Source organism: Streptococcus mitis SK597 (genome assembly GCF_000148545.1).
Taxonomy (GTDB): domain Bacteria; phylum Bacillota; class Bacilli; order Lactobacillales; family Streptococcaceae; genus Streptococcus; species Streptococcus mitis_C.
Window position 1 is genome coordinate 20,785 of record NZ_AEDV01000007.1, and the last position, 11,966, is coordinate 32,750.

11 protein-coding genes are annotated in these 11,966 nt (G+C 42.1%); 9 read left to right on the top strand and 2 right to left on the bottom strand.

Going from position 1 to position 11,966, the window contains the following annotated elements; translation table 11 throughout:
- Nucleotides 1-9 precede the first annotated feature (9 nt).
- Complete coding sequence (locus SMSK597_RS04135; RefSeq protein ID WP_000628386.1) at nucleotides 10-426, top strand: GNAT family N-acetyltransferase; 417 nt, start codon at nucleotides 10-12, stop codon at nucleotides 424-426.
- Between the two features lie 580 nt (nucleotides 427-1,006).
- On the opposite strand, the gene SMSK597_RS0101945 is transcribed toward SMSK597_RS04135, so the two are convergent.
- Together SMSK597_RS0101945 and SMSK597_RS0101950 are read right to left on the bottom strand one after the other, a co-directional pair.
- On the bottom strand, nucleotides 1,007-1,099 hold the full coding sequence (locus tag SMSK597_RS0101945) for a type I toxin-antitoxin system Fst family toxin (protein WP_000969508.1): 93 nt from the start codon (nucleotides 1,097-1,099) through the stop codon (nucleotides 1,007-1,009).
- Nucleotides 1,100-1,602: 503 nt separating this feature from the next.
- Nucleotides 1,603-1,695, bottom strand: a complete 93-nt coding sequence (locus SMSK597_RS0101950; protein WP_000970382.1) for a type I toxin-antitoxin system Fst family toxin — start codon at nucleotides 1,693-1,695, stop codon at nucleotides 1,603-1,605.
- A gap of 133 nt (nucleotides 1,696-1,828) precedes the next feature.
- Between SMSK597_RS0101950 and ruvB the strand changes: the two genes are divergently transcribed.
- The 8 genes from ruvB (at nucleotide 1,829) to glmS (ending at nucleotide 11,921) form a co-directional block, all read left to right on the top strand.
- Entirely contained in the window at nucleotides 1,829-2,827 is a 999-nt protein-coding gene (gene ruvB / locus SMSK597_RS04140) for a Holliday junction branch migration DNA helicase RuvB (protein ID WP_025169652.1), read from the top strand.
- Entirely contained in the window at nucleotides 2,808-3,380 is a 573-nt protein-coding gene (locus SMSK597_RS04145; protein WP_001023492.1) for a nucleotidyltransferase family protein, read from the top strand. The genes ruvB and SMSK597_RS04145 overlap by 20 nt, the downstream gene beginning before the upstream one ends.
- Nucleotides 3,381-3,725: 345 nt before the next feature.
- Nucleotides 3,726-4,484 (top strand): isoprenyl transferase, encoded by a 759-nt coding sequence (locus SMSK597_RS04155; RefSeq protein ID WP_000466719.1) that lies wholly within the window; start codon nucleotides 3,726-3,728, stop codon nucleotides 4,482-4,484.
- A gap of 8 nt (nucleotides 4,485-4,492) precedes the next feature.
- Nucleotides 4,493-5,296, top strand: coding sequence for a phosphatidate cytidylyltransferase (locus tag SMSK597_RS04160; RefSeq protein ID WP_000189874.1), 804 nt, complete (start codon nucleotides 4,493-4,495; stop codon nucleotides 5,294-5,296).
- A gap of 21 nt (nucleotides 5,297-5,317) precedes the next feature.
- Nucleotides 5,318-6,577 (top strand): RIP metalloprotease RseP, encoded by a 1,260-nt coding sequence (gene rseP / locus SMSK597_RS04165; protein ID WP_000900681.1) that lies wholly within the window; start codon nucleotides 5,318-5,320, stop codon nucleotides 6,575-6,577.
- Nucleotides 6,578-6,589: 12 nt separating this feature from the next.
- A complete protein-coding gene (locus tag SMSK597_RS04170) occupies nucleotides 6,590-8,443 on the top strand; it encodes a proline--tRNA ligase (RefSeq protein ID WP_000814054.1) in 1,854 nt (617 codons plus the stop codon).
- 98 nt (nucleotides 8,444-8,541) lie between these two features.
- Nucleotides 8,542-9,921 (top strand): 6-phospho-beta-glucosidase, encoded by a 1,380-nt coding sequence (gene bglA / locus SMSK597_RS04175; protein ID WP_000943535.1) that lies wholly within the window; start codon nucleotides 8,542-8,544, stop codon nucleotides 9,919-9,921.
- 191 nt (nucleotides 9,922-10,112) lie between these two features.
- Complete coding sequence (gene glmS, locus SMSK597_RS04180; RefSeq protein WP_000334305.1) at nucleotides 10,113-11,921, top strand: glutamine--fructose-6-phosphate transaminase (isomerizing); 1,809 nt, start codon at nucleotides 10,113-10,115, stop codon at nucleotides 11,919-11,921.
- Nucleotides 11,922-11,966: the final 45 nt, after the last annotated feature.

Consider the following 11,966-nt stretch of genomic DNA (forward strand, 5'->3'; position numbering starts at 1 on the left):
GGTGTTGAGATGATTACTATTAAAAAGCAAGAAATTGTCAAGCTAGAGGATGTTTTGCATCTCTATCAGGCTGTCGGTTGGACAAATTATACCCATCAACCAGAGATGCTGGAGCAGGCCTTATCTCATTCATTAGCGATTTATGTGGCACTTGATGGCGATGCTGTGGTGGGCTTGATTCGTTTGGTTGGAGATGGATTCTCATCAGTATTGGTTCAGGATTTAATTGTTTTACCAATCTATCAGCGTCAAGGGATTGGTAGCGCCTTGATGAAAGAGGCTTTAGAGGATTACAAAGATGCCTATCAAGTCCAGCTGGTGACAGACCAGACAGAAAGAACCTTGGGATTCTATCGTTCTATGGGCTTTGAAATCTTATCCACCTATAATTGTATAGGAATGACTTGGATGAATCGAGAAAAATAACAAAACTAGTTTTTTCTTAAGCAAAGTTTAAGGATGGTCTAGTATTATATGGTCATTAAATAAAGACCTCCTAACTTTATTTAATGAAATCCTAAAACTTTTTTTCATCATAATCTCCTAATGAAGTCACCCAATCAGGTGGCTTTTTTTCTTGGATAGGTGATGGTGATAGAAATTTTTTGCAAAATAGTAAAATTTGAGAAAAGTTAAGCTAGTTTTAAGCTTCGTTTTGTATCATGTAGTTATTAAATAAAGACCTCCTAACTTTATTTAATAAAATCCTAAACTTTTCTTTTTCATAATAATCTCCCTTAACTCCACCCAATCAGGTGGAGTTTTTTGGCTCTATTTCAGGCTTTTGGGGACTATTCTAAAAATCATTTTTCGATAGCTTTCTCTAAATCTTATAAACTTTATTGGACAGATTCTAAAGTTGGAGAAGCTGAATTGATGAAGATATAAACCTTTGACAAATTTTGTGAACTATGGGATAATAAAAGGGAATTAAGTATTGTGTCTATATCATAGGCTAGAAAAGACCCCAAGCTCACGTCCAAATAAGCTTGGGGTCTTTTTGACACTATTTGTCCTTGTTTAGCCATTTATCGACTATACGAAGAACGACACCGACCACAATTGGTCCGATGATAGTTTTAAGTATTGTATCCATCATGGGCTATCTCACCTCCTTTCGCAGGCGGTGTAGAAGTGCCGAATAATATTATACCACATATGTGCTAAACTTAGGAGTCACCCAATCAGGTGGAGTTTTTTGACTCTATTTCAGGCTTTTGGAGACTATTCTAAAAATCATTTTTCGATATTTTTCGGTATTTTTCGGATTTTGGTCGGGGAATTGGCGGGGACTTTTTGAGATTTTGTCGGGGATTTTTTAGCGAATATGAGTAAGAAATAGGTCTGTTGTCGCTTCAGAAAGTTTTACCTCACTTTGAATTTAAGTGACTGTTAATTGAAGGACTAGAACTACTGTAATAATGCTCTTGGTTGTCAAGGAGTGAGTCATCATATTGTCGTACAGCGGTTAAAGAAGATATAAACCTTTGACAAATTTTGTGAACTATGGGATAATAAAAAGGAATTGAGTACTAGTTCTATATCATAGGCTAGAAAAGACCCCAAGCTCACGTCCAAATAAGCTTGAGGTCTTTTTTGACACTATTTGTCCTTGTTTAGCCATTTATCGACTAATCGAAGAACGACACCGACCACAATTGGTCCGATGATAGTTTTGAGTACTAATTCCATCATGGGCTATCTCACCTCCTTTCGCAGGCGGTGTAGCAGTGCCGTAGAATATTATACCACATAAGTGTTAAACTCGGGAGTCACCCAATCGGGTGGCTTTTTTGTTTGTGGCTTGGTTTTTTGATATAATAGAGCCATGAGTAGAATTTTAGATAATGAGATAATGGGGGATGAGGAGTTAGTAGAACGCACACTCCGTCCTCAGTATTTACGTGAATATATCGGGCAGGATAAGGTCAAGGATCAGCTCCAAATCTTTATCGAAGCTGCCAAAATGCGGGATGAAGCGCTGGATCATGTCCTTTTATTTGGCCCTCCAGGCTTGGGAAAAACGACCATGGCTTTTGTTATTGCCAACGAACTAGGTGTCAATCTCAAGCAGACTTCGGGTCCAGTCATTGAAAAAGCTGGGGATTTGGTAGCGATTTTGAACGACTTAGAGCCTGGGGATGTCCTTTTTATTGATGAGATTCATCGCTTGCCCATGTCTGTGGAAGAGGTGCTTTATAGTGCCATGGAGGACTTCTACATTGATATCATGATTGGGGCTGGTGAAGGCAGTCGCAGTGTTCATTTGGAGTTGCCACCTTTTACCTTGATTGGTGCGACGACTCGGGCTGGTATGCTTTCAAATCCACTACGGGCACGTTTTGGGATTACAGGTCACATGGAGTATTATGCCCATGCTGACTTGACAGAAATTGTCGAGCGGACAGCAGATATTTTTGAGATGGAAATCACCCATGAGGCAGCATCTGAGTTGGCTCTACGTAGTCGTGGGACCCCTCGTATTGCCAATCGTCTGCTCAAGCGCGTGCGCGATTTTGCCCAGATAATGGGGAATGGGGTTATAGATGATCTTATTACGGATAAGGCTTTGACCATGCTGGATGTTGACCATGAAGGTCTAGACTATGTGGACCAGAAAATCCTTCGGACCATGATTGAGATGTACGGTGGTGGTCCTGTTGGTCTAGGAACTCTTTCTGTTAACATAGCAGAAGAGCGTGAGACAGTTGAAGACATGTATGAGCCTTACTTGATTCAAAAAGGTTTTATCATGCGGACGCGGTCTGGACGGGTGGCGACTGCTAAGGCATATGAGCATTTAGGGTATGAATATATTGAAAAATAAGGCTGAAATTTTAGACTCTTTCAGAGAAAATCCGGATATGATGGCTATTTTGACTATCATCCGAGATTTTGGCTTAAAAGACTCATGGTTGGCAGCGGGTTCTGTCAGAAATTTTATCTGGAATCTCTTGTCAGACAAATCCCCTTTTGACTGTGAAACAGATGTAGATGTAATTTTCTTTGATCCAGATATTTCTTATGAGGAAACCTTGTCCCTAGAGAAAAAGCTGAGAGAGGACTTTCCTCAGTACCAGTGGGAATTGAAAAATCAAGTCTATATGCACCAGCACAGCCCTCATACTGCTCCCTATAGCAGTTCCCGTGATGCTATGAGTAAGTATCCAGAACGATGTACGGCTGTTGGATTACGCTTGAATGAAGAATCCGTTTTGGAACTCTTTACTCCATACGCTTTGGAGGATATTTTGAATTTTCAAGTTCGTCCAACTCCTCATTTCTTAGAAAATGAAGACCGAATGGAACTTTATCGAACACGTCTATCCAAGAAAAATTGGCAGGAGAAATGGAAAAATTTGATTTTTAAAAATACTTAAGGAAACTTTAAGCTAGGAAGTGTATACTAAGTTCATAAGTTAAGAAGACCTTAACTTAAACTCCTAAAACTTTTTCATAATAATCTCCCTATAAAAAATAGAGTCGCCCAATCAGGCGGCTTATTTTTTTGAAAAATGGGCTTTGTGCCTGAGAATAATACTCAATGAAGATCAAAGCGCAAACTAGGAAGCTAACCGCAGGTTGCTCAAAACACTGTTTTGAGGTTGTAGATAGAGCTGACGTGGTTTGAAGAGATTTTCGAAGAGTATAAATAGCTTAGTGATAGAAGAAAATGGGGAAATATGGTATAATGAAACGATAGATTTTTGAATAGGAATAAGATCATGTTTGGATTTTTTAAGAAAGATAAGGCTGTGGAAGTAGAGGTTCCGACACAGGTTCCTGCTCATATCGGCATCATCATGGATGGCAATGGCCGCTGGGCTAAAAAACGTATGCAACCGCGAGTTTTTGGACATAAGGCGGGCATGGAAGCATTGCAAACTGTGACCAAGGCAGCCAACAAACTAGGCGTTAAGGTTATTACGGTCTATGCTTTTTCTACAGAAAACTGGACACGTCCAGATCAGGAAGTCAAGTTTATCATGAACTTGCCAGTAGAGTTTTATGATAATTATGTCCCGGAGTTGCATGCGAATAATGTTAAGATTCAAATGATTGGGGAAACAGACCGCCTACCTAAGCAAACCTTTGAAGCTCTGACCAAGGCTGAAGAATTGACTAAGAACAACACAGGCTTGATACTTAATTTTGCCCTCAACTATGGTGGACGTGCTGAGATTACACAGGCTCTTAAGTTGATTTCCCAGGATGTGTTAGATGCCAAAATCAACCCAGGTGACATCACAGAGGAATTGATTGGCAACTATCTCTTTACCCAGCATTTGCCTAAGGACTTACGAGACCCAGACTTGATTATCCGTACTAGTGGAGAATTGCGTTTGAGCAATTTCCTTCCATGGCAGGGAGCCTATAGTGAGCTCTATTTTACGGACACCTTGTGGCCTGATTTTGACGAGGCGGCCTTGCAGGAAGCCATTCTTGCCTACAATCGTCGTCATCGCCGATTTGGAGGAGTTTAGGAGGAAATATGACACAGGATTTACAGAAAAGAACCTTGTTTGCAGGGGTTGCTCTGGCTATTTTCCTACCGATTTTAATGATTGGGGGACTCTTGCTTCAGATAGCAATCGGAATCATAGCCATGCTAGCCATGCATGAACTTTTGAAGATGAGAGGTCTAGAGACCATGACGATGGAGGGCCTCTTGACCCTCTTTGCAACCTTTGCCTTGACCATTCCCTTGGAGAATTACCTGACTTTTTTGCCAGTTGATGGGAATGTGGTTGCCTATAGTGTTTTGATTTCAATCATGTTAGGAACGACTGTTTTTAGCAAGTCTTATACGATTGAGGACGCTGTTTTCCCTCTTGCTATGAGTTTCTATGTGGGCTTTGGTTTTAATGCTCTATTAGATGCTAGAATTGCAGGTTTAGATAAGGTACTATTAGCCTTGTGTATTGTTTGGGCGACAGACAGTGGTGCCTATCTTGTTGGGATGAACTATGGTAAACGAAAATTAGCTCCGACAGTTTCTCCAAATAAAACCTTTGAGGGTGCCTTGGGTGGTATTTTAGGTGCGATTTTAGTAACCATCATCTTTATGATAGTTGACAGTACAGTTGCTCTTCCGTATGGAATTTACAAGATGTCAGTCTTTGCTATTTTCTTTAGTGCGGCTGGACAATTTGGTGATTTACTAGAAAGTTCGATCAAGCGTCACTTTGGTGTCAAGGATTCTGGGAAATTTATCCCTGGACATGGTGGTGTTTTGGATCGTTTCGATAGTATGTTACTTGTATTTCCAATCATGCACTTGTTTGGACTCTTTTAATCAAAAGACGGAGGAAATACTATGCTCGGAATTTTAACCTTTATTCTGGTTTTCGGGATTACTGTGGTGGTGCACGAGTTCGGACACTTCTACTTTGCCAAGAAATCAGGGATTCTAGTGCGTGAATTTGCCATCGGTATGGGGCCCAAAATCTTTGCTCACATTGGCAGGGATGGAACGGCCTATACCATTCGAATCTTGCCTCTGGGTGGCTATGTTCGCATGGCTGGTTGGGGTGATGATACAACTGAAATCAAGACAGGAACTCCTGTTAGTTTAACGCTTACTGATGATGGTAAGGTTAAACGCATCAATCTCTCAGGTAAAAAATTGGATCAAACAGCTCTTCCTATGCAGGTGACCCAGTTTGACTTTGAAGACAAGCTCTTTATCAAGGGCTTGGTTCTGGAAGAAGAAAAAACATTTGCAGTAGATCACGATGCAACGGTTGTGGAAGCAGATGGAACTGAGGTTCGGATTGCACCTTTAGATGTTCAATATCAAAATGCGACTATCTGGGGGAAACTCATTACTAATTTTGCAGGTCCTATGAACAACTTCATCTTAGGTGTCGTTGTTTTCTGGATTTTAATCTTCATGCAGGGTGGTGTCAGAGATGTTGATACCAATCAGTTCCATGTCATGCCCCAAGGGGCCTTGGCTAAGGTGGGAGTACCAGAAACGGCCCAGATTACCAAGATTGGCTCACATGAGATTAGCAACTGGGAAAGTTTGATTCAGGCTGTGGAAGCAGAAACCAAAGATAAGACGGCCCCGACCTTGGATGTGACTATTTCTGAAAAGGGGAGTGAAAAACAGGTAACTGTTACCCCAGAAGAAAGTCAAGGTCGCTATCTTCTAGGTGTTCAACCGGGGATTAAGTCAGATTTTGTATCTATGTTTGTAGGTGGTTTTACAACTGCTGCTGACTCGGCCCTCCGAATTCTATCAGCTCTGAAAAATCTGATTTTCCAACCGGATTTGAACAAGCTAGGTGGACCTGTTGCCATCTTTAAGGCAAGTAGTGATGCTGCTAAAAATGGAATTGAAAATGTCTTGTACTTCTTGGCAATGATTTCCATCAATCTTGGGATTTTTAATCTGATTCCGATTCCAGCCCTGGATGGTGGTAAGATTGTGCTCAATATCCTAGAAGCTATCCGCCGTAAACCATTAAAACAAGAAATTGAAACCTATGTCACCTTGGCCGGAGTGGTCATCATGGTTGTCTTGATGATTGCTGTGACCTGGAATGACATTATGCGACTCTTTTTTAGATAATCGAGGAATATTATGAAACAAAGTAAAATGCCTATCCCAACGCTTCGCGAAATGCCAAGCGATGCTCAAGTTATCAGCCATGCTCTTATGTTGCGTGCTGGTTATGTTCGCCAAGTATCTGCAGGTGTTTATTCTTACCTACCACTTGCCAACCGTGTGATTGAAAAAGCCAAAAATATCATGCGTCAAGAATTCGATAAGATTGGTGCAGTGGAGATGTTGGCTCCTGCCCTCCTCAGTGCAGAATTGTGGCGCGAATCAGGTCGTTACGAAACTTATGGTGAGGACCTTTACAAACTAAAAAACCGTGAAAAATCAGACTTCATTCTAGGTCCAACTCACGAAGAAACCTTTACAGCTATTGTCCGTGATTCCGTTAAGTCTTACAAGCAATTGCCACTTAACCTTTACCAAATCCAGCCTAAGTATCGTGATGAAAAACGTCCACGTAATGGACTTCTCCGTACACGTGAGTTTATCATGAAGGATGCTTACAGTTTCCACGCTAACTATGATAGCTTGGACAGTGTTTACGATGAGTACAAGGCTGCTTATGAGCGTATTTTCACTCGTAGTGGTTTAGACTTCAAGGCTATCATTGGTGACGGTGGAGCTATGGGTGGTAAGGATAGCCAAGAATTTATGGCTATTACACCTGCTCGTACAGACCTTGACCGCTGGGTTGTCTTGGACAAGTCAGTTGCCTCATTTGACGAAATTCCTGCAGAAGTGCAAGAAGAAATCAAGGCAGAATTGCTTAAATGGATGGTTTCTGGTGAAGACACGATTGCTTACTCAAGTGAATCTAGCTATGCGGCTAACTTAGAAATGGCAACAAACGAGTACAAACCAAGCAACCGTGTTGTCGCTGAAGAAGAAGTGACTCGTGTTGCAACGCCGGATGTTAAGTCAATCGATGAAGTTGCAGCCTTCCTCAACGTTCCAGAAGAACAAACGATTAAAACTCTTTTCTACATGGCAGATGGTGAGCTTGTTGCAGCCCTTCTAGTTGGAAATGACCAACTCAATGAAGTCAAGTTGAAAAACCACTTGGGAGCAGATTTCTTTGACGTTGCTAGCGAAGAAGAAGTGGCAAATGTTGTACAAGCAGGTTTTGGTTCACTTGGCCCAGTTGATTTGCCAGAGAATGTTAAAATCATCGCAGACCGTAAGGTGCAAGATGTTCGCAATGCAGTTGTTGGTGCTAACGAAGATGGCTACCACTTGACTGGTGTGAACCCAGGTCGTGATTTTACTGCAGAATATGTGGATATCCGTGAAGTTCGTGAGGGGGAAATTTCTCCAGACGGACAAGGAGTCCTTAACTTTGCGCGTGGTATCGAAATTGGTCACATCTTCAAACTCGGCACTCGCTATTCAGCAAGCATGGGAGCAGATGTTTTGGATGAAAATGGCCGTGCTGTGCCAATTATCATGGGATGTTATGGTATCGGTGTCAGTCGTCTCCTGTCAGCAGTGATGGAGCAACACGCTCGCCTCTTTGTTAACAAAACGCCAAAAGGTGAATACCGTTACGCTTGGGGAATCAACTTCCCTAAAGAATTGGCGCCATTTGATGTTCACTTGATCACTGTCAATATCAAGGACGAAGAAGCGCAAGCCTTGACAGAAAAACTTGAAGCAAACTTGATGGGAGCTGGTTACGAAGTCTTAACAGACGACCGTAATGAACGTGTCGGAGTTAAATTCAGCGATAGCGACTTGATTGGATTGCCAATCCGTATTACTGTTGGTAAAAAAGCGGCTGATGGCATCGTAGAAGTTAAGATTAAAGCGACTGGTGATACTATCGAAGTTCATGTAGATAACTTGCTCGAAACGCTTGAAATCCTTAGTAAGAAATAAAAACTATAATCAGAAGAAAAACAAGGAAAAAATGTAACTAGTTTTTACCTTGTTTTTTCTGTATAATGGGAAAAATGAGTAGATAAAGAGGTAAATGTATGCTAAGATTTCCAAAGGATTTTGTCTGGGGATCCTCTACTTCTGGACCACAGACAGAAGGACGTGTAGCTGGTGACGGTAAGGGAGATAATCTCTGGGATTATTGGTACCAAGTGGAGCCAAATCGTTACTATAATGGGATTGGTCCAGATAAGACATCGACCTTTTATGAAAATTGGGAGCGGGATATCGAACTTTTATTAGAGACTGGTCACACGGCCTTTCGGACTTCTATTCAGTGGTCACGGATTTTTCCACAAGGCTGTGGGAAAGTCAATCCTCAAGGTGTGGATTTCTATCGAAAGGTTTTTGAGACTATTAAGGCTAAGGGGATTCGTCTGTTGGTTAATCTCTACCATTTTGATTTGCCTTTTGCTCTTCAAGAAGCTGGTGATGGTTGGGAAAATAAGGCGACGGTCTCAGCCTATGAAGACTATGCTCGTTTCTGTTTTGAGATTTATGGAGATTTAGTGGATCAATGGATTACCTTTAACGAGCCCATCGTTCCTGTAGAATTTGGCTATTTTTACGATGCCCATTATCCACATAAGGTGGATGCAGAGGCAGCAGTTAAAGTAGCCTATCATACACAATTGGCTAGCAGTCGGGCGGTTAAGGCCTGTCATGAACTCTTGCCTGATTCCAAGATTGGGATTGTTCTCAACTTGACACCGGCTTATCCACGTAGCCAGCATCCTGCTGATGTCAAGGCTGCTCGTATTGCGGACCTTTTTCAGGCCCAATCCTTCTTAGATCCGTCTGTTTTGGGGACTTATCCACAGGAGTTGGTAGAAATTTTGCATGAACACGGTCTCTTGCCTGATGCCACAGAGGAAGAGTTGGAGATCATTCGTGACAATACGGTGGACTTCCTTGGTGTTAACTACTATCAACCTTTGCGCGTTATGGCACCTCGATTTGCTAAGCATCCAGAGAGTCCACTCTTGCCAGAACATTTTTACGAGCCATATGTTATGCCTGGCCGTAAAATTAATCCTCACCGTGGCTGGGAGATTTATGAGCAAGGAATTTATGACATCGCCCAAAATATCAAGAAAAACTATGGCAATATTGAGTGGATGTTGACAGAGAATGGTATGGGTGTTGAGGGGGAAGAAAAATTCCGTCAAGATGGGATGATTCAAGATGATTACCGAATTAACTTTGTAAAAGGTCATCTTCGTGAACTACACCGTGCCATTGAAGATGGAGCCAACTGTAAGGGCTACTTGATTTGGACCTTTATTGATTGCTGGTCATGGCTCAATAGCTATAAAAATCGCTACGGTTTGGTCGAATTAGACTTGGAAACGCAAGAACGTCGTCTGAAAAAATCAGGGCACTGGTTTAAGAAATTAAGCGACAATAATGGATTTTAAAAAGGACTCTGACTGATTATCCTAATTAGTCAGAGTCTTTTGCTAACAGGAGCGTAATTTGAACTATACCAATTTTTGCTCTTGACAAGTGAAAGAAACAAGTATATACTGTTTTTGCTGATTCTATAAAAGAGGAATTAGACTATACCAATTTTAAGGAGAAAGCACAGCTGGTCTGTGTCGTATATACTATGTGTGGAATTGTTGGTGTTGTTGGAAACACAAATGCAACTGATATTTTGATTCAAGGGCTTGAAAAGCTCGAATACCGTGGCTATGATTCTGCGGGGATTTTTGTCCTAGGTGGTGCTGAGAACCATTTGGTGAAGGCTGTTGGTCGTATCGCAGAATTGTCTGCCAAGACAGCTGGTGTTGAGGGAACAACTGGTATTGGACATACTCGTTGGGCAACTCACGGAAAACCAACGGAATACAATGCTCACCCACACCGCTCTGAGACAGAACGTTTTGTCTTGGTTCACAATGGGGTCATTGAGAACTACCTTGAAATCAAGGAAGAATACCTTGCAGGTCACCACTTTAAGGGGCAAACAGATACGGAAATAGCCGTTCACTTGATTGGAAAATTTGCGGAAGAAGATGGCTTGTCAGTTCTTGAAGCCTTCAAAAAAGCTCTTCACATCATTCGTGGTTCTTATGCTTTTGCCTTGGTTGACTCACAAGATCCTGAAGTCATCTATGTGGCTAAGAATAAATCACCACTCTTGATTGGTCTTGGGGAAGGCTACAACATGGTCTGCTCAGATGCCATGGCTATGATTCGTGAGACCAACCAATACATGGAAATCCATGACCAAGAGCTGGTAATCGTCAAGGCTGATAGTGTGGAAGTTCAAGACTATGATGGCAATAGTCGTGAGCGTGCTAGTTACACTGCGGAGCTTGACTTGTCAGATATCGGTAAGGGAACTTACCCTTACTACATGCTCAAGGAAATTGATGAGCAACCAACGGTTATGCGTAAACTCATCCAAGCCTACACAGATGAGGCTGGTCAAGTAGTGGTTGATCCTGCTATCATTAAGGCTGTTCAAGATGCAGACCGCATCTATATCCTTGCAGCTGGAACATCTTACCACGCAGGATTTGCTTCTAAGAAGATGCTGGAAGAATTGACAGATACACCAGTTGAACTTGGAATCTCATCTGAGTGGGGCTACGGTATGCCACTGCTCAGCAAGAAACCACTCTTCATCTTTATCAGTCAGTCTGGTGAAACAGCGGACAGCCGTCAGGTTTTGGTCAAGGCTAATGAAATGGGAATTCCGAGCTTAACAGTGACAAATGTTCCAGGTTCAACCCTTTCACGTGAAGCTAACCATACCATGCTCCTTCACGCAGGTCCTGAAATTGCTGTAGCATCAACCAAGGCTTACACAGCGCAAATCGCAGCCCTTGCATTCTTAGCAAAAGCAGTCGGTCAAGCAAACGGCAATGCTAAAGCGCAAGCCTTTGACCTAGTTCATGAGTTGTCAATCGTAGCTCAGTCGATCGAATCAACTCTTTCAGAGAAAGAAACCATTGAAGCCAAGGTTCGTGAGCTTCTTGAAACAACTCGCAACGCCTTTTATATCGGACGTGGTCAAGATTACTATGTAGCTATGGAAGCAAGTCTCAAACTCAAAGAGATTTCTTACATCCAGTGTGAAGGTTTTGCGGCAGGAGAACTCAAGCACGGAACTATTGCCTTGATTGAAGAAGGAACGCCTGTTTTGGCCCTCTTGTCAGATCCAGTCCTTGCCAACCATACTCGTGGAAATATCCAAGAGGTCGCAGCCCGTGGTGCCAAGGTGCTTACAATCGCAGAAGAAAATGTTGCCAAAGATACAGACGATATCGTCCTTACGACCGTACACCCTTACCTCTCACCAATCTCAATGGTCGTACCAACGCAATTGGTCGCTTACTTTGCAACGCTTCACCGTGGTCTTGATGTGGACAAACCACGTAACCTTGCTAAGTCAGTAACGGTAGAATAATCTAAAAAAAGTCTAGTTATCTAGGCTTTTTTCTAATGATCCAAT